The organism is Vreelandella olivaria (assembly GCF_023507745.1).
In the GTDB taxonomy this organism is placed as follows: domain Bacteria; phylum Pseudomonadota; class Gammaproteobacteria; order Pseudomonadales; family Halomonadaceae; genus Vreelandella; species Vreelandella olivaria_A.
On record NZ_JALPZO010000065.1, the window covers coordinates 1 to 23,181 of the forward strand.

23 protein-coding genes are annotated in these 23,181 nt (G+C 56.6%); 15 read left to right on the forward strand and 8 right to left on the reverse strand.

Annotation, left to right across the window (positions count from 1 at the left end; all coding sequences use genetic code 11):
• The coding region (locus tag HP566_RS04950) for a hypothetical protein (RefSeq protein ID WP_249976150.1) at positions 1–571 on the forward strand (571 nt) is incomplete at its 5' end.
• 116 nt (positions 572–687) lie between these two features.
• On the opposite strand, the gene aroE is transcribed toward HP566_RS04950, so the two are convergent.
• From aroE to HP566_RS04975, 5 genes are all read right to left on the reverse strand, one after another.
• Complete coding sequence (aroE, locus tag HP566_RS04955; RefSeq protein WP_249976151.1) at positions 688–1,509, reverse strand: shikimate dehydrogenase; 822 nt, start codon at positions 1,507–1,509, stop codon at positions 688–690.
• A gap of 9 nt (positions 1,510–1,518) precedes the next feature.
• On the reverse strand, positions 1,519–2,451 hold the full coding sequence (gene hemF, locus HP566_RS04960) for an oxygen-dependent coproporphyrinogen oxidase (protein ID WP_249976152.1): 933 nt from the start codon (positions 2,449–2,451) through the stop codon (positions 1,519–1,521).
• A 78-nt stretch (positions 2,452–2,529) separates the two neighbouring features.
• The gene (locus HP566_RS04965; protein ID WP_249976153.1) at positions 2,530–3,084 is read right to left on the reverse strand and encodes an L-threonylcarbamoyladenylate synthase; all 555 of its coding nucleotides are present in this window, start codon (positions 3,082–3,084) and stop codon (positions 2,530–2,532) included.
• Positions 3,085–3,148: 64 nt separating this feature from the next.
• The gene (dprA, locus tag HP566_RS04970) at positions 3,149–4,249 is read right to left on the reverse strand and encodes a DNA-processing protein DprA (protein ID WP_249976154.1); all 1,101 of its coding nucleotides are present in this window, start codon (positions 4,247–4,249) and stop codon (positions 3,149–3,151) included.
• A gap of 72 nt (positions 4,250–4,321) precedes the next feature.
• Positions 4,322–5,368, reverse strand: coding sequence for a LysM peptidoglycan-binding domain-containing protein (locus tag HP566_RS04975; RefSeq protein ID WP_249976155.1), 1,047 nt, complete (start codon positions 5,366–5,368; stop codon positions 4,322–4,324).
• Between the two features lie 180 nt (positions 5,369–5,548).
• On the opposite strand from HP566_RS04975, the gene def reads away from it, so the two are divergent.
• From def to HP566_RS05015, 8 genes are all read left to right on the forward strand, one after another.
• A complete protein-coding gene (gene def, locus HP566_RS04980; RefSeq protein ID WP_249976156.1) occupies positions 5,549–6,061 on the forward strand; it encodes a peptide deformylase in 513 nt (170 codons plus the stop codon).
• 150 nt (positions 6,062–6,211) lie between these two features.
• The gene (gene fmt, locus HP566_RS04985; protein ID WP_249976157.1) at positions 6,212–7,198 is read left to right on the forward strand and encodes a methionyl-tRNA formyltransferase; all 987 of its coding nucleotides are present in this window, start codon (positions 6,212–6,214) and stop codon (positions 7,196–7,198) included.
• On the forward strand, positions 7,195–8,529 hold the full coding sequence (gene rsmB / locus HP566_RS04990; protein ID WP_249976158.1) for a 16S rRNA (cytosine(967)-C(5))-methyltransferase RsmB: 1,335 nt from the start codon (positions 7,195–7,197) through the stop codon (positions 8,527–8,529). The genes fmt and rsmB overlap by 4 nt, the downstream gene beginning before the upstream one ends.
• A 37-nt stretch (positions 8,530–8,566) precedes the next feature.
• On the forward strand, positions 8,567–8,773 hold the full coding sequence (locus HP566_RS04995) for a dodecin (RefSeq protein WP_249976159.1): 207 nt from the start codon (positions 8,567–8,569) through the stop codon (positions 8,771–8,773).
• 122 nt (positions 8,774–8,895) lie between these two features.
• The gene (trkA, locus tag HP566_RS05000; protein WP_249976160.1) at positions 8,896–10,269 is read left to right on the forward strand and encodes a Trk system potassium transporter TrkA; all 1,374 of its coding nucleotides are present in this window, start codon (positions 8,896–8,898) and stop codon (positions 10,267–10,269) included.
• Positions 10,270–10,284: 15 nt separating this feature from the next.
• On the forward strand, positions 10,285–11,733 hold the full coding sequence (locus HP566_RS05005; protein ID WP_249976161.1) for a TrkH family potassium uptake protein: 1,449 nt from the start codon (positions 10,285–10,287) through the stop codon (positions 11,731–11,733).
• A 50-nt stretch (positions 11,734–11,783) separates the two neighbouring features.
• On the forward strand, positions 11,784–13,037 hold the full coding sequence (locus HP566_RS05010) for a TraB/GumN family protein (RefSeq protein WP_249976162.1): 1,254 nt from the start codon (positions 11,784–11,786) through the stop codon (positions 13,035–13,037).
• On the forward strand, positions 13,034–13,942 hold the full coding sequence (locus HP566_RS05015; protein WP_249976163.1) for a DMT family transporter: 909 nt from the start codon (positions 13,034–13,036) through the stop codon (positions 13,940–13,942). Before HP566_RS05010 ends, HP566_RS05015 begins: the two co-directional genes overlap by 4 nt.
• On the opposite strand, the gene HP566_RS05020 is transcribed toward HP566_RS05015, so the two are convergent.
• Complete coding sequence (locus HP566_RS05020) at positions 13,939–14,730, reverse strand: tRNA-uridine aminocarboxypropyltransferase (protein ID WP_249976164.1); 792 nt, start codon at positions 14,728–14,730, stop codon at positions 13,939–13,941. The genes HP566_RS05015 and HP566_RS05020 overlap by 4 nt on opposite strands.
• Before the next feature lie 140 nt (positions 14,731–14,870).
• On the opposite strand from HP566_RS05020, the gene bioB reads away from it, so the two are divergent.
• The 6 genes from bioB to bioA are packed head-to-tail and all read left to right on the forward strand — an operon-like array spanning position 14,871 to position 20,601.
• Positions 14,871–15,977: a biotin synthase BioB gene (gene bioB, locus HP566_RS05025; protein WP_249976165.1), complete on the forward strand. Its 1,107-nt coding sequence runs from the start codon at positions 14,871–14,873 to the stop codon at positions 15,975–15,977.
• A complete protein-coding gene (bioF, locus tag HP566_RS05030) occupies positions 15,970–17,121 on the forward strand; it encodes an 8-amino-7-oxononanoate synthase (RefSeq protein WP_249976166.1) in 1,152 nt (383 codons plus the stop codon). The genes bioB and bioF overlap by 8 nt, the downstream gene beginning before the upstream one ends.
• Positions 17,106–17,834 carry an alpha/beta fold hydrolase gene (locus tag HP566_RS05035; protein ID WP_249976167.1) on the forward strand — a complete coding sequence of 243 codons (729 nt, stop codon included), beginning with the start codon at positions 17,106–17,108 and terminating at the stop codon, positions 17,832–17,834. The genes bioF and HP566_RS05035 overlap by 16 nt, the downstream gene beginning before the upstream one ends.
• Complete coding sequence (locus tag HP566_RS05040; RefSeq protein WP_249976168.1) at positions 17,831–18,610, forward strand: methyltransferase domain-containing protein; 780 nt, start codon at positions 17,831–17,833, stop codon at positions 18,608–18,610. The genes HP566_RS05035 and HP566_RS05040 overlap by 4 nt, the downstream gene beginning before the upstream one ends.
• Complete coding sequence (bioD, locus tag HP566_RS05045) at positions 18,607–19,314, forward strand: dethiobiotin synthase (RefSeq protein ID WP_249976169.1); 708 nt, start codon at positions 18,607–18,609, stop codon at positions 19,312–19,314. The genes HP566_RS05040 and bioD overlap by 4 nt, the downstream gene beginning before the upstream one ends.
• Before the next feature lie 15 nt (positions 19,315–19,329).
• The gene (gene bioA, locus HP566_RS05050) at positions 19,330–20,601 is read left to right on the forward strand and encodes an adenosylmethionine--8-amino-7-oxononanoate transaminase (RefSeq protein ID WP_249976170.1); all 1,272 of its coding nucleotides are present in this window, start codon (positions 19,330–19,332) and stop codon (positions 20,599–20,601) included.
• Between the two features lie 3 nt (positions 20,602–20,604).
• On the opposite strand, the gene HP566_RS05055 is transcribed toward bioA, so the two are convergent.
• Positions 20,605–21,318, reverse strand: coding sequence for an SIR2 family NAD-dependent protein deacylase (locus HP566_RS05055; protein ID WP_249976171.1), 714 nt, complete (start codon positions 21,316–21,318; stop codon positions 20,605–20,607).
• 33 nt (positions 21,319–21,351) lie between these two features.
• Complete coding sequence (aceK, locus tag HP566_RS05060; RefSeq protein WP_249976172.1) at positions 21,352–23,118, reverse strand: bifunctional isocitrate dehydrogenase kinase/phosphatase; 1,767 nt, start codon at positions 23,116–23,118, stop codon at positions 21,352–21,354.
• Between the last annotated feature and the right edge of the window lie 63 nt (positions 23,119–23,181).

The window sequence follows — 23,181 nt, forward strand, 5'->3', positions numbered from 1 at the left end:
CGTTCCCACAGGCGCTCGTAACCCCGAGAATGAACGTCAGCGCTTCGACTTAGTCGCCCTGGGGCAGGATAACGTACTGCGCATGGCCTTCTTCGATCAGTTCCGGGGTGAAAGCGTTATCTATTCGTTGCCTTGGGGGGAAACCGAGCCACGCTTTGAGGTAGCCGTAGGCGACTATGGCGTGAACGATATTGCCGCTAACGAACACGGCGAGGTGTATATTCTGGCCCGCAAAGGTCGGCCCATCACGCTAATGCCCAAGGAGCAGTTGGTGGAGCACCCTACTTCTGTTTGGCATTGGAGTGGTGACCAACTCACCGAGTTGCATGAATTCGATAGCGATCTGGTGGGCTATGCCCTGTATATCACCCCGGAAGAGGGCTTGCTGTTTGATGGGGTGAACGAAGGCAGCCTGCTGGGTAAGGATGTGACTGCGGTCAGCTACGATGGTGGTGCCCGCTGGCGAATAGAGGATGAAGGCCGTAGTGCCCAAGGGGGCTACTACGATACCAACACAGGCGAACGCTGGCGCGTGGCGGGCTACTCACTCTATCGGCGCGAGATTCCGTAAACGAAGGCCTGTTCGGGGAAGTAGCCAGCGTTGAGCTGGCACACCTATGGCCCACTACGGCTGGTATGGCGGCTACCAGCGTGTACATAAATAAGGTGCCGCTCGACAATACACCACTAGGCCAGCTCTAGCGACTGACGTAACAAGGTACGCACCGAAGCGGTTTCAGGATGTATATTCCGCCATAAGAAGAATGACTCAGCGGCTTGTTCCACCAGCATACCCAGGCCATCCAGCAGCTTGGCGCCTCGCGGCCCCGCCCACTGCAGAAATACGGTAGGTTCTGGCCCATACATCATATCGTAAGCCCAGGCACCTTTTGTAAACAGCTCATCAGGTAAAGGAGGCAGGTCACCGACGAGGCTGGCGCTGGTGCCATTGATCACAAGATCAAACTGCCCTTCCAGTGTGTCAAAGGCGCCACCAACGATATTACCCAGGTCAGCAAAGTCCTGGGCCAGTTGGGTGGCTTTAGCTGCAGTACGATTCACCACGACGATTTCACTGGGCTGCGCGGCAAGCAGCGGCTCCAGCACACTGCGCACGGCTCCCCCCGCACCAATCACCAACAGGCGTTTGCCCTGGAGGGAAATACGGTGATAGGCAAGATCACGGACCAAACCAACACCGTCCGTTGTATCGCCGTATGTGCGGCCATTACCACCAACAATCAGCGTATTCACTGCTTTAGCCCGCTTGGCACGATGGCTCAACGTATCACAAATCGCATAGGCATCACCTTTGAATGGCACGGTTACATTGGCACCGCGCCCCCCACTGGCAACAAACTCTCGCCATGCACTGGCAAAACCATCGATAGGGGCTAATGTTGCGGTATAGCGAATAGGTTGCTGGGTTTGCTGGGCAAACTCTTCATGAATCAACGGTGACTTGGAGTGTGTAACCGGATTGCCAAATACACAGTAGTGATCAGTCATATCTACTCCTTAAGCCCCCGTTTGCTGATCAGCTTCATGCAACCAGTCCCGTGGCACCAGGTATTCATTCAAGCGCGCCTCAGGGCTTCCCGCTTCCGGTGTAAAGGCATATTCCCAACGAGCTAGCGGCGGCAACGACATTAAAATGGATTCCGTACGCCCGCCGCTTTGCAAGCCAAACAGGGTGCCCCGGTCCCACACCAGATTGAACTCGACATAGCGACCACGCCGATATAGCTGAAAATCCCGCTCCCGCTCTCCCCAGGCATCCCCCTTACGTCGCTCTACAATGGGCAGATAGGCGTCAAGAAAGCTATCTCCCACCGCACGCAAAAAGGCGAAACACTCTCCAAAGCTGCCTTCGTTTAAATCGTCAAAAAACAGCCCCCCCACACCACGGGTTTCACCGCGATGCTTGAGGTAAAAGTACTCATCGCACCATGCTTTGTAACGGGAATAAACGTTATCGCCAAAGGGAGTACACGCCGCCTGGGCAACGGTGTGCCAATAGACAACATCTTCAAACACCGGGTAGTAGGGCGTTAAATCAAAGCCGCCCCCGAACCACCATACTGGCGATTCGCCCTCTTTTTCGGCAATAAAGAAACGTACATTACCATGGCTGGTGGGCACATGAGGGCTTTCCGGGTGCATGACCCAGGACACACCCACCGCATGAAAGCTGCGCCCGGCAAGCTCAGGCCGTGCGGCTGTCGCGGAGGGGGGGAGCTGGGCGCCGAACACATGTGAAAAATTAACACCGCCTTTTTCAAATACAGCGCCGTGCTCTATCACCCGAGAACGACCGCCACCGCCCTCTTCACGCTCCCAGCTATCCTCCTGAAAACTGGCGCGACCATCGGCAGCGGCAAGGCCGCTACACAGCCGATCCTGCAGGTCTAACAGGTAGTGTTTGACATCATCTAGGTGCTCGTGAGCCACGTTAACTCCAGAGGGTTTAAAGGTGAATCGTAAACAAGGTACCGCGAAGCTTAATCGTTAATAGCAAGCGAGGTGACGTTATGAACGCACCACCTTGCCCGTGACTAAATCACGGATGCTGCTGGGTTTGGCATTACCACCAAGAGCGCCCTCAACCACATAGGCAAGTTCATCACCAAACAGGGTGGAGACTTCATGACCACTCATAGCAGGCGGCTCTCCTGCGCGATTAGCGGAGGTGGATACCAGTGGCCCACCAAACGCTTCGCATAATGCCTTCATCACAGGGTGATCGGTTACCCGCAGCGCAACGCATTGATGGGCGCCACGCACCAGCCCATGGCTGCGGCCATTATCGGGCACCAGCCAGGTATTGGGCCCTGGCCAGCTGGCTGCCAACGGCGCATGAAGTGCAAGTGGCAGTTGATGTAACCAGGGCTGAAACTGATGAATACTGGCGGCGACCAGGATGACGCCCTTGGCAGGGTCACGCATTTTCATGCGCATCAAGTGTGCCAGAGCTTCATCATTATCCGGATCGCAGCTTAGCCCCCAGACGGCTTCTGTTGGGCATGCAATCACGCCACCCGCACGCAGTGCATTGACAGCCGCGTTGAGTTCAGCCGGTGTCATAGACGCTCCTTGTGGAAAATCATGGCATGCCACAAGCCAATGAAAATAGTGTCACGGCATCCTATCATGGTCGCGTTAGACGTACCCACCCACCAGCCTGCTGCGCCACATACCCCTCGAGCTCCAGCATCAATAACCGCTGCTGACACTCGCCAACGGCTACCCCGGTCGTTTGAACCAGCACATCAATCGGTGTCGGTCGCACTCCCAACGATGCCAATAACGCATCGGGTAGTGGGTGCTCTTCTTCGGGGGCCTGCGGATTGCTTGTCTCACGGGGTAAAAACTCACTTGCCCAATGCTGTAGCTCTGCCAACATATCATCCACATGGCGTACCAGCGTCGCGCCATTGCGAAGCAGGTGCAGGCAACCTCGCGCCTGAACATTATGCAACGACCCTGGCAGTGCAAACAGTTCACGCCCCTGCTCCAGTGCCAGACGAGCACTGACCAGCGAACCGCTTTTCTCGGTAGCCTCTACCACTAACGTTCCTAACGAGAGGCCGGTCACAATACGGTTACGACGTGGGAAAAACGCTGGGCGTGCAACGGTTCCCGGTGGGTGTTCAGAAAGCAACAGGCCGCCCGCTGCTGTACTGAGCTGCTCATACAGATCACGGTGGCGGGCAGGATAGATAATATCAACGCCGCACCCTAATACAGCAATTGAGCTACCGCCTGCCGTTAGTGCCGCATGCTGGGCCACACCGTCAACCCCCAGCGCCATACCGCTCACAATACACCAACCTCGCCGGGCAAGTTCTTGGGCGAAAGCATGGGCATTACCACTACCTTCGGAGGTGGGCCTGCGGGTCCCCACGATGGACATCCTGGGGCCTTCTAAAGCGCATAAATCTCCTTGAGCCCATAACACTGCCGGCGGGTCTGGCAACTGGTTAAGCAACGCAGGCCATGCAGGGTGGTCACGATGCAGTAGATGGCGGTTTGGCCCTCCCTGCAACCATGCTTGGGTATCAGCTACCAACCGCTGAAGCGGGCTGCGCGCAGGATGTTCAAGCCATAACCGTAAAGCCGCAGCAGCACTGCTGGGCAGTGCCATTAGCCAACCCTGGGGCCAGTGCAACTCCTGGGCTACCAGCTGTGCAATGCGGTGCGGGCCTATATTGGGTAGGGCATTAACTACCAGCCACTCCCTGGCGTCCATACTTGTCCCCTCTGTGCTCTTTTATCGACCGATTTTTTACCTGCCGAGTGTTCATCCAGGCCAGATGGCATTTTATTGGCTCGGTGTGCGAACCACATCCCCTACGGCAAGCATATTGGTTGCCTGCATCACCAACGCATAACTGACCTGATCATAGGGTTTAAAGACCATCACCAGCCCCGCTTCTGTTGCGGGTAACTGGATCAGCTCCTGGGAGCGAGGGTCATGGACCCGTTCACCCTGTTGGTCAACGCGTAGTACGTGCCCAGGCTGAATCCCGTCCTGAGCCCCCAGATCTAATGCAACGACCTGTAATCGACCAATAAAGCGCACACCGCCCGGCACCGCAATAATATGCCCTGCTACGTCATTCAAGGGCGCGCGTGGCTGAAAGGTCTCTGCCTGCTCACGCTCTTCCAGCGGTAACAGGATATCGTTATTGCGTACCTCCTGGTGGGCACTTAGCACTTCCACCCGGGCAATATCCCCCTCACTACTCAAGTAACGGGCCTCACCAATATTAATTAGCTCCATACCCAGCGGCGTGCCATCGATTGCCTCATAAGGATCACTCTGGCGATAGATACCCAGGCGCGTTCTGGCGGGCAGCTCACCACGCACATAGAGTGTGTCACCCGCCCCGCTGATCAGTCGCTGATTATCCCCCCCTACGACATAGGCTAACTCGTTCAGAGTAGCCCCTTCGTCCAGTACCCGATGCTCACGCAAAAACGCGCTCACCACTTCCATAGGCAGCGGAGCAACCGCTTCGCGCCGGGGAACCGTACGCATCTGGGGTGAAAGCTTCACCACTCCCTGGCCCCGCTCCAGCGATAGACAGGGTGTTCCCTGGCAATTATCCAACACCAGAATATCGCCAGGGTAAATAAGATGTGGATTGCGAATTTGAGGGTTCGCCTGCCAGAGATCAGGCCACTGCCATGGTGAATTCAGAAATCGTGCGGCAATGTCCCATAGCGTATCACCACGAGCCACTGCATAGCGTTCTGGAGCGTCACTGCGAAAACGATCCCAGCTCATTGCAGGGCTACACAGTAAGGCAATACACAGTAACAGTGTGATGATAGCGCTATAATAGAAGGGCTTTTTAGCCACCATCCTATTCTCCCCAGGCAGTTGTCATTGGCATAAGCTGAACACGGTCCGCATGGGGTAGCACGTGCCCAGGAACACCGACAGCATGATATAGTGGATAATAGTAAAGTACTTAGGCCCGCCGACACAGCTCGTATGGGGCCTGCTCATCTAAAGACTCAGCATAACGGTGATTGTAACGCCATGGCCAAACTTCCCATTCTCGAATTCCCCGATGCGCGCCTGCGTACCAAGGCGGTACTGGTGGAAACCGTTGACGATGAGGTCCGCCAGCTTGTCGACGATATGTTGGAGACCATGTACGACGCCCGCGGCATTGGCCTTGCAGCCACACAGGTCGATGTTCATCGCCGCGTGGTGGTAATGGATGTCAGCGACGACAACTCCCAGCCGCTAGTGCTTATCAACCCCCGCTACGAGCCAATGGGGGATGAAAAAGAGCCACTTTCTGAAGGCTGCCTGTCGATACCTGAATACTATGCCGAAGTACCGCGCTATCTCAAAGTAAAACTCAATGCGCTTGACCGTAACGGCGAGCCCTATGAGCTTGAGGCCGAGGGTTTGCTGGCCCACTGTATTCAGCATGAATACGACCACCTGGAAGGCGTGCTGTTTGTCGACTACTTATCGCCGCTTAAACGCGACCGGATAATGAAAAAGATGCAAAAGCGTCACAAACTGATGCAGGACGCTTAACGCATCACTGTGGGCGTCACAGCTGGCCGAGCTGTCAGGCTGCCAAAGCACGGATGTTCGCCCCGGTGCCAGGCGGCTTTGCCTCTCGGCCTTTAACGTTCGATGCACTGCTCTTTCGCTTATCCCATTCAATGTTAGGTAGCCACCCACATGTCACAGTTGCGCGTTGTATTTGCTGGCACCCCCGATTTTGCCGCTTCAAGCCTGGCTGCCGTGTTGGAAAGCCAACATCAGGTAGTTGCGGTTTACACCCAGCCTGACCGGCCAGCTGGCCGAGGGCGCAAACTCACCCCCAGCCCAGTCAAACAGCTCGCACTTGAGCATGGATTGTCTGTTTATCAGCCTGTCAGCTTGAAAGAGGCTGACGCCCAGGCAACGCTGGCAGCACTGGATGCGGATGTGATGGTGGTCGTGGCGTATGGCTTGCTGCTTCCCCAAGCGGTGTTAGATACGCCACGCCTGGGGTGCATCAATGTCCATGCCTCCCTGCTGCCACGCTGGCGGGGAGCGGCTCCCATCCAGCGCGCTATTGAGGCTGGTGATACGTCCTCGGGTGTCACTATTATGCAGATGGATGCTGGCCTGGATACTGGCGCCATGCTGTATGAAGTACGTACCCCCATCACTTCGCGCACCACGGGAGGTGAGCTACATGACCGGCTCGCCATTCAAGGGGCCAACGCCTTGGTGAACGTTCTGGATGACCTGGATAGTGGCCACCTCAACGCCCAGCCCCAACCACAAGAAGGCGTTACCTACGCGGCCAAACTGAGCAAAGCGGAAGCAGAGCTCGACTTTCATCAGCCAGCAGAGCAGATTGCCCGTAAAATCCGTGCGTTTAATCCCTGGCCCGTGGCGTGGTGTGCGCTGGGCGATGACCGCCTTCGACTGCTAATGGCCAGCGTGGAGCCCGGTGAGCAGCCATCCTCGCCGCCCGGCACTCTGCTGCCCCATGGCGATGGTCACTTGCGGATAGCCTGTGGTACCGAAGGTCGTGAAGTGCTGTGTGTCAGCCGTGCCCAGTTACCCGGTGGTAAAGCCATGGCCGTACGAGAGCTGTTAAACGCTCACCAACCCCGACTGACGACCGGCACCCAACTCGGGCACGCCATACCTGCCCAAGGAGCGAGTGCATGAGCCAGAAACGCCCACCCCAAGGTGGCAACGGCCAAGAGGTTCGTGCTGCCGCAGCCCGAGCGCTGGTACCCGTTTTGACCGATCAAGGGTCGTTGGCTGGGTTGGATGAACATAGTGTGGTAGCCAGGGATCGTGGACTGTTAAAAGAGCTCTGCTATGGTACCTGCAGGCGTTTGCCGCGCCTGGAAGCGCTGGCCAATACGCTGCTTAAACAACCTTTTAAAAAGCGTGACAGCGATATTCAAGCGCTCCTGCTCGTAGGTATTTATCAACTGCTTTACATGCGTATTCCTGCCCATGCGGCGGTAGGCGAAACCGCGGGAGCTGCGCGGCTGCTGGGCAAAGAGTGGGCCACCAGAGTGCTGAATGGATGCCTGCGCCGTTTACAGCGTGAATCCGAAACCCTGCAAGCTGAGGTAGACCGCGACGAACATGTGGCGCTTGAGCACCCACCATGGCTGCTCAACACTCTGCGCGCTGAATGGCCTGAGCAGTGGAGAACGCTTATAGAGGCCAATAACCAGCCAGGCCCCATGACACTCAGGGTTAACCAGCGCCATAACGATCGCGAAGCCTACCTTGGTCAGTTAACGGAAAAAGGCTTAAACGGCCGTTTGTGCCTGCACTCCCCTGACGGTATCACTCTGGACGCTCCCTGTGATGTCACTTCGCTACCTGGTTTTGATGAAGGTGACGTCAGTGTTCAGGATGAAGCAGCCCAGCTATCCGCGGTCCTGTTAGGCCCTGCTCTCGCGCCGCGTCCCGGTGCGCATGTACTGGATGCCTGCTGTGCACCAGGCGGTAAGACGGCGCATCTATTAGAGCAGTTCGATATTGCTCTTACCGCGCTTGATAGTGATAACCAGCGCCTGGCCCGGGTCGATGATACACTCAACCGACTGGGGCTGGCAGCTGAGTTACAGCACGCTGACGCCACCCAGCGCGACTGGTGGAGTGGCACCCCCTTTGATGCCATTTTGCTGGATGCCCCATGCTCAGGAACCGGCGTCATCCGCCGCCATCCTGATATCAAAAAACTACGCCGCAAAGATGATATCCGCCAACTGGCGAAACTGCAGCGCCAACTATTGGATAACCTTTGGCCGTTGCTCCGCACAGGCGGCACACTGCTATATGCCACTTGCTCTGTGCTGCCGGAAGAGAATGCCGAACAGATTGAGGCATTTTTAGCCCGTACCCCAGACGCCATCACCACCACCCCAGGCGACATCGCCTGGGGAATACCCAGCGGCAAGGGGCGCCAGCTGTTTCCTGAACAGAACAGTCACGATGGCTTTTTTTATGCCAGACTAGAGAAGCGTACTGCTTAACCGCAAGCAGTGAATTCATGACAAGGATGGAGAAACCATGAGTCATCACACCTACAAGCATATAGAAATCACCGGGTCTTCCGAGAAGGGTATTGAGGAAGCCGTGCAGAACGCGCTCGCCAAAGCCTCTGAAACCATTCAGCATATGCGCTGGCTGGAAGTAACCGATACCCGCGGCCATATCGAAGATGGCCGTGTGGCCCATTGGCAGGTCACCGTCAAAGTCGGCTTTACGCTGGAATAAGCCCGACGGCCTGCTTTTCGGCGGCGGCTGGTTTACACTGGCCGCCGTCTTTATTGCAATGCGCCCTTCACGCCTCCAGTGGCAGAACGCGCTGGCGCTTACAACGGAACCGATGCTTAGCAATGAAAATCATCATTCTTGGCGCCGGCCAGGTCGGTGGTACCCTGGCGGAGCACCTCGCCCGCGAGGAAAATGATATTACCGTCGTGGATACCGACGCCACTAAATTGCGCGAACTGCACACCAAGCTGGATATTCGCACCGTAACCGGTGCAGGCTCTTACCCCATCGTACTGCGCCAGGCGGGCTGCGCAGATGCGGATATGCTGATCGCCGTCACCAACACCGACGAAATCAATATGATTGCCTGTCAGGTGGCGCATACGCTGTTTCGTACCCCTACCAAGATAGCCCGGGTACGTGCAACGGCCTATCTCACCCGCAAAGGACTGTTTGCCCACGAAGCCATTCCCATTGATGTGCTTATCAGCCCCGAGCAGGTGGTGACCGACCATGTACGCCGCCTGATCGAACACCCTGGTGCACTACAGGTGCTGGAGTTTGCCGGTGGCCTCGTACAACTGGTAGCCGTCAAAGCCTTTTATGGCGGCCCACTGGTAGGCCAGGATCTGGCTTTTTTGGGCAAGCACATGCCCAATGTAGACACTCGGGTAGCTGCCATTTACCGCCGTAACCGCCCTATTATCCCCCGCGGTGACACCGTCATTGAAGCCGATGACGAAGTATTCTTCCTGGCTGCCCGGCGCGATATCCGTGCGGTGATGAGCGAACTGCGCCGCGTGGAGAGGGATTTCCGTCGTGTGGTGATTGCTGGCGGTGGGAATATCGGCGAACGGCTGGCAGAACATCTGGAACATAGCCACCAGGTGAAGATCATTGAGCATAACCTGGAGCGCTGCACCACCCTCTCAGAGCGGCTGGACCGGACGGTGGTGCTGCACGGCAGTGCCACCAGCAAACGGCTGCTGGAAGAGGAAAATATTGAGGATTGCGACATTTTCTGCGCCCTGACCAACGATGATGAGGTCAATATCATGTCATCGCTGCTGGCCAAGCGGTTAGGGGCCAAGAAAGTGCTGACGCTGATCAATAATGCCGCCTACGTGGATTTGGTGCAGGGTGGCGAGATCGATATTGCCATCTCTCCCCAGCAGGCCACCATTGGCAGCCTGCTTACCCACGTGCGGCGTGGCGATATCGTCAATGTTCACTCGCTACGCCGTGGAGCAGCGGAAGCCATTGAAGCCATTGCCCATGGCGATAAGCACTCTTCCAAAGTGGTTGGCCGCACCATTCGTAACATCGACCTGCCAGAAGGCACCACCATTGGCGCTATTGTACGGGGTAAGGAAGTCCTCATTGCCCGTGGAGATGTGGTGGTCGAAAGCGGGGATCACGTTATTCTGTTTGTGATCGACAAGCGGCGAATCCGCGACGTGGAGCGTCTGTTCCAGGTTGGCTTAACGTTCTTCTAGGGGCTTGTCACGGACATGAGTCTGAGGATCATTTTACGCATTTTAGGGCTGCTACTGATGCTGTTTAGCCTCACTATGCTGCCCCCCATGCTGATGTCGCTATGGTTTCGCGATGGCATTTGGCATGCCTTTATGAGCGGCATTGTGATCACCGTGGTAACCGGGCTTGTGCTCTACCTCCCCAACCGTAAAGCCCACAAGGAACTGCGTATACGCGATGGCTTCATTATCGCGACCATGTTCTGGACCGTACTGGCACTGTTCGGCTCTCTCCCGCTTATGCTGTTCGGAGAAGGGTCGCTCAATATTACCGATGCTGTGTTTGAATCCTTTTCAGGCCTGACCACCACTGGCGCCACGGTGATTACAGGCATCGACTTTTTCCCGGAATCCATACGCTACTACCGCCAACAGCTCCAGTGGCTGGGGGGCATGGGGATTGTGGTGTTGGCAGTCGCGATTCTGCCTACCCTTGGCGTCGGGGGCATGGCGCTTTACCGCACCGAGATTCCAGGGCCGCTGAAAGATTCGAAGCTTACCCCGCGCATTACCGAAACCGCCAAAGCGCTCTGGTATATCTACGCCACCTTAACCTTTGGCTGTATGGTTGCCTACATGCTGGCAGGCATGGACTGGTTTGATGCCCTTGGCCATAGCTTTTCAACCATAGCGCTGGGTGGTTTTTCAACCCACGATGCCAGCATAGGCTACTTTGATAACACCACCATTGAATTGATTTGCATAAGCTTTATGCTGATTTCAGCATTCAGTTTCAGCCTGCATTTCATTGCGTGGCGCGAAAAACGCCTGCTGCATTACTTTCAAGATCCTGAAGCCCGCTTTTTAATGCTGTTTCTGACCGCACTCACCACGGTGACGGTAATCACATTGTGGTTAACCGGCACCTACGAGACACTTGAGGGTCTTAGATACGGATTATTTGAAGCCGTTTCTGTAGCAACCACCTCCGGGTTTGCAGTTGCCGATTTCTCTGGCTGGCCCGGGGCACTGCCTTTTCTCCTTTTTGTAGCGGCATTTGTCGGGGGGTGTTCCGGCTCCACGGCGGGGGGCATGAAAGTCATCCGCATTATTTTGATATTGAAGCAAGGTATGCGCGAGGTTATGCGCCTAATCCACCCTAATGCGGTGATTGCGGTAAAAGTGGGGAAGGTCAGCGTGCCCGATAGTATTGCTCAAGCCGTCTGGGGGTTTTTCTCCGCCTACGTCATGTTGTTCTTTTTGATGCTGGTAGGCGTAATGGCAACGGGCGTTGACCAGATCACTGCATGGTCAGCTGTTGGTTCTGCGCTGAATAACCTGGGGCCTGCTTTAGGGGAGGCCAGTCACCACTATGGCGATATGCCAGGCCTTGCCAAATGGATTCTGGTAGTGGCCATGCTGCTTGGCCGCCTGGAAATTTTCACGGTCCTGGTGCTATTTACGCCTGCATTCTGGCGACGCTGATCCGGCATCTACGCATTCACGTTCTATTTTTTATTAGCTGAGTAACATTAATGACCCATGACGAACGTTTACCGCTGGCTTCTGCGCCTGATGCGCTGCCAACCACCAGCGGCCCATTAAAAACCATTACCGTTGGTGAAACGCGTTATACCCTGCTGGGTACCGCCCACGTTTCCGCCGAAAGTGCTGATGATGTTCGCAACCTAATTGACAGCGGCACTTTTGATGCGGTGGCTATCGAGCTGTGCGATGCACGCCATCATAGTATGGCGAATCCTGATGCCATGGGCGAACAGGATCTTTTTCAGGTCTTCAAACAGGGCAAAGCAGGCATGGTAGCGGCCAGTCTGGCGCTGGGTGCGTTTCAGCAACGCATCGCCGAGCAGTCGGGCATACAACCGGGCGCCGAAATGCGCGCAGCAGTAGAAGAGTGCCATAACAGGGAACTGCCACTACTGCTGGTAGACCGTGATGTGGGCATTACCCTGAAGCGTATTTACCGCAATATTCCCTGGTGGCAACGCTTTTCACTTTTTTCAGGACTGATTGGCAGCGTGTTATCGCGTCAGGATGTCTCTAAAGAGGAGATCGAAAAGCTTAAGGAAGGCGATATTCTGGAAGCCACCTTCAGTGAGTTTGCCGCCGAATCGGAAGCACTGTATACCCCGCTCATCCGCGAGCGCGACCACTATATGGCACTTCGCCTTGCTGAAGAGGCACCACCTGGGCGCTACAAAAACGTATTGGTAGTGTTGGGAGCCGGACATTTGAAAGGCACCAGCGAATACCTGGAAGCTCCTCTGCCCGAAAACCCTACGCCTGAGCGGGAGTCCCTTGAGGAAACTCCGCCGCCCTCCAAACTATGGAAAGCCGCCCCCTGGTTGATTACGATACTGGTGCTCACTGGTTTTGCCATTGGTTTCTCACGCAATACCGAACTTGGTTGGCAACTGGTTATTGAGTGGTTCCTGATCAACGGCGTTTTGTCCGGTGGTGCAACCATTGTGGCGCTGGCGCATCCCCTTACGGTAGTGGCAACGTTCTTTGCTGCACCACTGACCTCTCTTAACCCCACAATTGGCGCAGGTTTTGTGGCCGCTGGCGTAGAGCTCTATATGCGCAAGCCTAAAGTGCGCGACTTTGCTACGTTGCGTCACGACGTCACCAAGCTTAAGGGGTGGTGGAAAAATCGTGTATCCCGTACGCTACTGGTATTTATCCTGGCAACGCTGGGATCAGCCATCGGAACCTGGGTGGCTGGCTTTAGAATTGCAGGCGCTCTGTTGGGTAGCGGAGCTGCGTGAGCACCATCAAGCAAGCGCCCTGGCAAGCCGATGCGTTACTGCTGCTGGTAACAGTGGTGGCTGCAGGCGGATGGATCTTCTCTAAAGAAGCGCTGGCAGGCATGCCGCCGTTACTGTTTATCGGCACCCGTTTCCTGCTGGCAGGCATCATCCTGCTGGGGTTTGCCTGGCCCACCCTGCGCCGCTTACCGGCCCGCCGTATACGGCGGGGCGTATTGGTAGGGTTTCTGTTTAGCGCCGCTATTGCCTTCTGGATATTAGGGCTTCAGTACTCCACTCACCTGGGAGAAAGCGCATTTATCCATAGCCTGGGCATCCTGCTGGTACCCATCGTAGCCCGACTGCTGTTTGGTGACCGTCCTCCACGCACCACATGGGTAGCGCTGCCTGTCGCGCTATTCGGCTTTGCCTTACTCTCCCTCAATGCGGGTTTCAGGCTGGAAGCAAGCCAACTCTTCATGGTGTGTTCAGCACTCTGTTTCGCGGTACTGATTAATGTCAATACCCGTGTAGTACGCAACATGCCCGCCCTGCCGCTGACGACGCTGCAACTCATCTCCGTAGGCAGCGTGCTCACTTGTCTGTCGCTGCTTTTTGAGCATCAGCCGCTGGCGCTGAGCACTTCTATACTGGGCTGGTTCATGGCCAGCGTCCTGTTTGCCAGTTCACTGCGTTTCTTTCTACAGATCAAAGCCCAAGGCATGACCACGCCAAGTCATGCGGCGGTCATTTTAATGCTGGAAGCGGTCTGGACGGCGCTACTCGCCGCCTGGTGGTTTGGCGAAACCATGGCCCCGCTACAGCTGACCGGCTGCGGGCTGATCTTTACCGCTCTGCTGATTAACCGCTGGTACTGGGTACGCAAGGTGGTAGTACGTTGGCTGCCAAACGCCCTACAGCGCTAATCAACCCCTTGCCGGTCTAGCAACCGCTGCATGGCGGGGGTGATCTCATCAATTTTATGGTAAAAACGGCTAGCGGCGTAGCTGTCGTTGAATACATCAAAGTAGTCATCCAGTGCACCCGCCGCCGCTTCGTCACCACTTTGGCGCAGCAGCTCAATCGCCACCTCAGCCGTACACAGATGGGCCTTGGAAGCAGGTTTACGTAGACGATAGCGTGTCTCCCGCTCGGTGCGCAGAGGCAACACGGGCAACGTATCAAGATAGGGGCTTTTACGAAACATTCGCCTCGCCTGACGCCAGGTGCCATCAAGAACGACAAAAACAGGGATGCGTGGCTGCCGTTTAGCCGCATGTACAGCGCCAATATCCACGACCCGGTCTGCGTAGTCAGGCTGGTCATCGGGGAAAATCACAAAGGGCGCATAACGGGGGTCTTCAAGCAGTGCAGCCAGTTGCACATCTGGCGCAGTACGATACCAGCTAAATACTCTGGTCTGCGCCAGCACATCACCAATCAAGCGTCCGGTATTGGTCGGCTTGTAATGCTCCAGTGGGTGGGTTAACAGCCACACCTGAGCATCACTTTCTGCTTTGACCTGATAAGGACATAGACAGTTTAGCTCTGGCAGGTTGCACCCCTCGCAGCGCCTGACAAAACTTCCCCGTGCCTTAAACTCACGCCTGAGCGGTCGAGGATGCCCCGGCCCAGCACCATCAGCACCGGGTGGCGTATCGCCGCTATCAAAGCGTGGGGAAGAGGAAGATGGCAACGACTCGGAAGCAGGCATCCGCGCACCCATAATTAGCAAAGGGCGCTGAGTATAAAGCAGCGCCTCTCTAATGACGAACCCTGGCAATGAGTAAACCAAAAAAACCAAACAGGTTGACACCAAAAGCGCAACGCCGCTAGAGTTCGGTCAACCTCAAAATGAAAACAGGTTTACCCGTGACCACACCCCAGACCGCTCATCACATTGATATCGCCTCTCCGCGACACGACTGGACGCTGGATGAGATCAACGCTCTGTTTGCGTTGCCTTTCAATGATCTGCTGTTTCAGGCCCAGCAAGTTCATCGAGCGCACTTTGATGCTAATGCGGTGCAAGTCTCTACCCTGCTCTCGATTAAAACCGGCGCCTGCCCGGAAGACTGCAAATATTGCCCGCAGTCGGGCCACTACAATACAAAATTGGAAAAAGAGAAACTGCTGGAAATCGAAAAAGTGGTGGCCCAGGCCAAAGCGGCCAAGGAGGCTGGAGCCAGCCGCTTCTGCATGGGAGCCGCGTGGCGCAGCCCACGGGATAAAGACTTGCTGGTGGTGGAAGAGATGGTTCGCCAGGTAAAAGCCCTTGGCCTGGAAACCTGCATGACCCTGGGTATGGTGGATAACCAGCAAGCCAACCGTTTGGCGGCGGCGGGGCTGGACTACTATAACCATAACCTGGATACCTCCCCCGATTATTACGGCGAAATTATCACCACTCGCACTTACAGCGACCGCCTGGAGACCTTAGCCACGGTGCGTGAGGCAGGCATGAAAGTATGCTCGGGTGGCATTTTGGGGATGGGGGAAGGTGCCCAGGACCGCAGCGCTCTGTTACAGCAATTAGCCAGACTCGTGCCCCACCCGGAGTCTGTGCCCATTAACATGTTGGTGAAAGTTCCCGGTACGCCGCTGGAAAACGTGGAAGATCTGGATCCCCTTGAGTTTATCCGCGCCATTGCTGTCGCCCGCATTATGATGCCCCAAAGCCATGTACGGCTATCTGCCGGGCGCGAGCAAATGAGCGAATCCACCCAGGCGCTGGCCTTCCTGGCCGGCGCCAACTCGATTTTCTATGGTGACAAGCTGCTGACCACCGGCAACCCACAGGCCGAGCGTGATCGCGCGCTGTTCGCCAAGTTGGGGTTACGCCCAGAGCGTCGTGACACCTGCGAGGATGATGACAACCACGCCCAACGCTTGGCACAACAAGCACGTCAACAGGCGCAGGCAGAGCGTACGGCAGCCCTGGCGGTGGACGCCAGTGTCTAACGCGTGGCATCAACGGCTAGCCACCGCCCGCGATGCCCGGCTCCAGGAGCAGCGCTGGCGAATTCGCCACGTAAACAGCCGTGAGTCAGTGAATTTTGCCAGCAACGACTATCTTGGACTGGCCCATGATCCACGGGTGCAGGCAGCCCAGGCGGAAGGCGCCCGCCGCTTCGGCGCGGGTGCAGGCGCATCGCATCTGGTGAGTGGGCATCTGGGCATTCATGACGACCTGGAAGAGGCGTTGGCAGCCTGGACCGGACGACAACGCGCGCTACTCTTTTCTACCGGTTATATGGCCAACCTGGGGGTATTACAGGCGCTAGGTGATCGTCACACAGCGATCTTTCAAGACCGGCTTAACCATGCGTCGCTCCTGGATGGCGCCACTCTCAGCGGCGCCCGCTCCCGCCGTTACCATCACCAGGATAGCGATGACCTGGAACGCTTGTTGGAGAGCAGCCCGAACCCTTACAAGCTGGTGGTTAGCGATGGTGTATTCAGCATGGATGGCGATGTGGCGGATGTTTCAGCACTGGCCCAGCTAAGCCAGCGCCACGGCGCCTGGCTCATGATTGATGATGCCCACGGGCTGGGGGTGCTGGGCGAGCAGGGCAGCGGCTGTACAGAGTCATTGACCAGCCAGGACGTGCCCATTCTGGTAGGCACACTGGGCAAAGCACTGGGTACTGCCGGTGCCTTTGTCGCCGGTGATGCCGCACTGATTGAACATATCACCCAGTTTGCCCGCAGCTATATTTACACCACCGCCCAGCCCCCCTGTATTGCAGCGGCAACCCTGGCAGCGCTCACCATCGTGCAGCACGAACCTGCGCACCGCCAGCGGCTACAGCAGCACATTGCGTATTTCCGCCAGCAGGCAGCGCAGCTCGGCCTCCCCGTTGCGGCCTCTTACACACCTATCCAGCCGCTCTTATTGGGCGATGAAGCCCGTGTTATGACCTGGGCGGCAAGGTTGTCCCAGTCCGGCATTCAGGTAGGCGCCATTCGTCCTCCTACAGTGCCAAACGGTGGAGCACGCCTGCGTATTACCCTCAGCGCCCGCCATCACCGCCGTGATATCGACCGACTCCTGGAAGGGTTAAGCCGCTGCCAGCGCGAGGATGCCTTATGTCACACCCAGTAGGAGCACGCCTGGTACTGCTATCAGGCTGGGGCATTGACAAGCGTATCTGGCAGACACTGGATAGCTACTGGCCATCTTCCATCGAGCACCATGCGGTTGACTGGCCGGGCTATGGCGAGCATCCCACGCTGGCTGAAAACGCGACCATCGACCAGCTTGCCAGCGCAATGGCAAGCCACCTTCCCGCTGATGCGGTATGGGTTGGCTGGTCATTGGGTGGACTGCTGGCCGGCGCGCTGCTCGACAAACTCCCTGCCCCTCGCCGCTTGATACTGCTGGGTATCGGTGATCGTTTTTGTACCGACGGCGGCGTTAGCGAAACGGAGCTGTTACGTTTTCGCCGGGCTTTCAACCGCAACCCAACGGCTGCATGGCAGCACTTTTTACGTTGGCAAGTTCAGGGAGAACCCTGCGTTCGCAACGCCCACCGACAACTGCAAACGCTATTGGATGATCACCCCAACGCCGACCATCGTACCCTGTCCCATGGTCTTGACTGGCTGGCCCATACCGATAACACCCAGCGTTTCGAAAACGCCCCCTGCCCGATCATTCGTGTGGTGGGCAAGCATGACCCATTCGTTGGCCCCAGCACGCGCGATCGAGCCATGCTGATTGCCAATGCCGGGCACTGTCCCATGCTCTCCCAACCGGCCCAGCTTGCGTTGATGCTGGCAGAGCAGGCTAGCCTTACGGCGAAGGAGCTGGCGTGAGTATCACTATCCTGCCGCTGACAGATTGGCAGACAAAAGTCGCCCGAGCCTTTTCACGGGCAGCGCCCCGCTACGACGCACTGGCCAGCGCCCAACGTCATATTGGCGAAACACTGTGGCAAATGCTTCCGCCCGGTGCCAGTAGCCTGCTTGATCTTGGCTGTGGCACGGGTTACTGGACCCAACGGCTGGCGTTACGCTACCCCCATGCCCACGTCACAGGTGTGGATATTGCTCCCGGCATGCTGGAACACGCCCAGGCACGTTATGGCCCCCAGATCGAATGGCGACAGGGCGACGCCGCCCTAATGCCGTTTGGCGGCGATAGCTTTGATGTGGTGTTTTCCAATCTCGCCATTCAATGGTGCCGCGACAGTGGCGCCGTGATGAGCGAGCTACAACGGGTGCTTGTCCCTGGAGGTCAGGCACACATCACCACGCTACTGCCCGGTACACTGGCGGAAGTGGCCACTGCCTGGCAGCGGCCTGAAGCACTGCTACAAACGCCTGATGCCCATGAGCTTAAACATGTCATTACCCACAGCGGCTTAACGCTGGTTCAGCAAACAACAGAGTGGCGGCGCTTTCACTATCCCGATCTGCGTGCGGTTATGGATTCCATCAAAGGAGTGGGTGCCCAGGTGGCTCGGCCCAACGCCAGGCTGACACGCCGCGAACTTAGCGCGGCCCAAGCCCGCTTTGAAACCCTGCGAGCCCCCCAAGGACTGCCTGTTAGCTACCACTGCTGCACCCTGCACCTGGAAAAAACGCGATGACCGTTTATTTTGTGACCGGCACCGACACCGATGCAGGTAAAACCCTAGCCGCCAGCGCGCTGTTGTATGCAGCGCGTCAGTTGCCACTCACCACGCTGGGCTTAAAGCCGATTGCCTCAGGTAGCAGCATCACGCCTGAAGGGTTGCGCAATAGCGATGCCCTGTCGCTACAAGCGCAAAGTACACTGCCCGTATGTTATGCAACCGTTAACCCCTGGGCGTTTTCCCCCGCCATTGCGCCCCATTTAGCCGCCAGCGAAGCAGGTCAACATATCAGCGTTAGCAATGTGGTCGCCGCACTGACGGCTACCCTTGCAGAGAATCCCCGTGATCTGACACTGATTGAGGGCGCCGGCGGCTGGCGCGTGCCACTCAACACTTGTGAGGATTTTTCAGCGCTTCCCCACGCCATGAAACTACCCGTGATACTGGTCGTCGGCCTGAAACTAGGCTGCCTCAATCATGCCCGCCTCACTGCGGAAGCGATTAGCAACGACGGCCTTGCACTGGCGGGCTGGATTGGCAGTGTGGTTGATCCTGCATTCTCTACTGAGCAGGCACGCTTTCACGCCAACATCGAGCGTCTGAAAAATGCCCTGGTAGCACCCTGTCTGGGTGTGATTCCCCATTTGGCTGATGCCGATGCTGCCCAGGCACATGGCTATTTATCCTTATCCGCATTGCTTGATGACCACTCCCTTTAAGCACAAGGCCAATCTATGAAATCGCCCGTTTGGCACCCTTACGCCCACTTGAAAACCCAAGCCCCCGCGCCGAACGTTGTTGGCGGCAGCGGTGCATACTTTACCCTGGATAGCGGCGAGCACCTGTTGGATGCCACCTGTTCCTGGTGGTGCATGATTCATGGTTACAGTCACCCGCGCCTGATCGCCGCAATTCGCGAACAGGCAGGCAAACTGTGTCACGTGATGCTCGGCGGCCTCACCCACGAGCCCGCCGATCAGTTGGCCAGAGAACTGGTGCGCATCACTCCCGCCGGGCTTAACCACGTGTTCTACTCCGATAGCGGCTCGGTAGGCATGGAAGTGGCGATGAAGATGGCACTGCAGTATCAGGCGCTGACCGGCCATCCTGAAAAGAGCCGTATGCTCTCATTAATGAAGGCTTACCATGGTGACACTACTGGCTGCATGGCGGTGTGTGACCCGGAAGAGGGGATGCATAGCCTGTTCGCCAAACTATTACCGCAACACCATTTTGCCCCGGCCCCCAGTGCTCCCTACAACGCCACCCAGGCTCACGTTGACCACGACCTTAATGCCCTGCGTGGCGTACTTGAGCGCCACCACACTGAGATTGCCGCGCTATTGATGGAGCCGCTGCTGCAAGCCGCCGGTGGACTTAACATGACGTCTCCTGCCTATTTAACCGGTGCGCGTGCGCTGTGCGATGAGTTCAATGTTCTGCTGGTGTTTGACGAAGTTGCCACCGGTTTTGGCCGGACTGGAACACTGTTTGCCGCTGACCACGCGGGCGTTACGCCAGACATCATGGTGCTCTCCAAAGGATTGACCGGTGGCTATCTGGGCCATGCCGCCACCCTGGCCACAGATCGTGTGCACGATGCCTTTATCGGCGACAGCCCCCATCACGCCTTTATGCACGGGCCAACCTTTATGGGCAATCCACTCGCCTGCCGGGTGGCACTGGAAAGCCTAAGGGTGTTTGAAGAGGAGAATTATCTCAGCAAGATTGATGCCCTGAGCCACTCCCTTCGCCGTGAACTGCTGGAGGATGCTGCGCTTCGCGCTCACCCGGCAGTTGCCGATATACGGGTGCTGGGTGCAACTGCAGTCATTGAGGCACACTCTGCAACTACACTAGCAGGCGTGGGCACCTTTGCTCGTGAACGGGGGGTCTGGCTGCGCCCTATTGACCGTTGGCTTTACACCATGCCTGCTTACATCACTTCCGAGGCGGAAATAACACACATTACCAGCGTCATGAAAGCGTGGTTTTTAGAGCGATAGTGATCAAGGCAGGATCAAACTCCCCTGCTTAAGCCATTGGTTCACCAGGGCGGGAACACCCTCCCCTGCCGTGGTGTTGACAGCCAGCACCCCAGGGGGGGTAATGGCATCCGCATCCGGGTCAACCAAGGCGCAGTGGGTATCCAGCTCAATATACGAGAGGAGCGAAGCAGCCGGCATCACCGTTAGCGAGGTACCCACTACCAGAAAAAAATCCGCCTGACTGGCAAGTTCGCAGGCCTCTTCAAATAGCGGCACGGCTTCGCCAAACCACACCACATCCGGACGCAGTTGGCTGCCTTTATCACATACATCACCCAACTCAATGCCACCTTTCACCAGCGGATAACGCAGGCGTGCGTCTACCGTGGAGCGTGCTTTTAAAATCTCACCGTGCAGGTGCAGCACATGGCGCGATCCCGCACGCTCGTGCAGATCATCAATGTTTTGCGTAATAATGCTTACCCTGAACCCATCCTGCTCCAGAGCAGCCAGCGCTTTATGGGCAGCATTGGGCTTGGCTTTACGGATTTGCTCCCGACGCATGTTATAGAAATCCAATACGCCCTGGGGGTTACGCCGCCAGGCTTCCGGGGTCGCCACATCCTCTACCGGATGGTTCTCCCACAATCCATCGCTGGCACGGAACGTTTTAATGCCGCTTTCTGCACTGATACCTGACCCGGTAAATACCACCAGATGTGGGGGTAATGTCATAGTGTCCTCAACGATATCGCTCCTGATAGCGCCCTAATGTACCAGCTGCCCGACCGTTCCCGCGAACCGCTGCTTATTACGATAAGGATAAACATCAATCACACGCCCATCCTCAATGGCCTGTTGCAGCCCTATCCAGTAGCCTGGATCGAATAGCTCGGGATGCTGCGCCATAAACAGGCTGCGTAATTCAGGGTTGGCAAACATAAACGGCCCAAACTCCTCGGGGAAGATATCGTTGGGCCCAATGGACAAACTGTCCCCTCCCCCAAGTTGGAAATCATTGCTCTGGGATTTGGGGAGGTGTCGAAAACGGCACTCTGTGAGGTAGCATACCTCGTCGTAATCATAAAAAATCACCCGCCCCTGACGGGTGACGCCAAAGTTTTTCAGCAACATATCGCCGGGAAAAATATTCGCCGCTGCCATCTGCTTAATGGCATTACCATAGTCTTTCAGCACCATGACACGCTCTTCAGGGCTGCACGTTTCAAGATGGATATTGAGCGGGGTCATCATGCGCTCGGTATAGCAGTGCTTGATAATGACTTTATCCTCTTTCAGCAATACCGAAGAGGGCGCCACCTCCAGGAGGTGCTCCAGGCAGTCGGGCGCAAAATGATCCTGGCGCACGATGAAGTTGGAGAACTCCTGGGTGTCCGCCATACGCCCCACCCTGTCGTGGAGCTTCACCAACCGATACTTGTCGCGCACGATAGCGGGAGTGACCTCTTTGGCAGGGTCAAATTTATCTTTAATAACCTTAAACACGGTGCGAAAGCGGGGCAGCACAAATACCGCCATGACCATACCGCGCACCCCTGGAGCAATCACAAACCGATCTTCACGTTTGGCGACTTGTTGATTAAGCGCACGAAAGAACTCGGTTTTACCATGCTTAAAAAAACCAATGGCGGCGTATAACTCGCCTGCGGGCTTATGGGGCATCAGTTGTGTTAAGTAGTTCACAAACTCCCCTGGCACCGGCACATCCACCTGAAAGTAGGCCCGCGTGAAGGAAAAAATAATCGAGACCTCGTCAGTTTCGGTGAGCACCGTGTCCAAGTGCAGACAGGGGTCGCCTCCCTGCTGCTCACCAAATCCCTTTCCATGCAGCACCGGTAATACCAGAGGCACCTGCTCGCCGCCACCCAAAATGCGGCCCACCAGATAGGCACCTTTATTGCGGTAGAACACGCTTTTCAACAGTTCTATCTGCGTATCATGCGCCTGCACGATAGCCGCTGACAGTTGGGTTGCCAGCAGGCTGGCGCCCAGCTCACTATCACGCTTGAGGTCGGCAAAAGGGTTATCAAACGGCGCTTCCTGCAACGCCCAGGCCAGCGTACCCGCCCAATCGCCCTTCACTGCCTTGCGGCGGCACAGTTCAATACCAGAGTGATGAGCAGCATCCGCTCGGGAGCTGTAGACAAACATCCAGTCGTTGCGGATATGCCGGTGGTGAAAAACCGAGCAGAACAGCGAGTTGAAGTAGGTTTCCGCCAGTTCATAATCCAGCCGCTGGCTGATCATTTCAGCATAGTGTTTCCGCGCTTCCCGCCAGGTCTCGCAGTTCGCCAGCACGTCATGGCTAAAGGTGCGCTGCAAACGGTCCAATGTATCCGCCACCTTCTCGCCATAAAGTTTGATACGCACAACCGATGCCTGCTGAGCCTCCCGCCATGCGGCGTCACGAAAGCGTCGGCTGGCATCGAACGTAATCTGTTTAAAGCGCGCCCGGTACTCGTCGAATCCATGCAGGATCGTGGCCGCAATGCGATACGCTGGCGAGTGTTTCATGGCGCGATACTCTTCGTTGGAGGTGTCTGCAGTAAGCCTTACCGAACAGTACACTACATACGA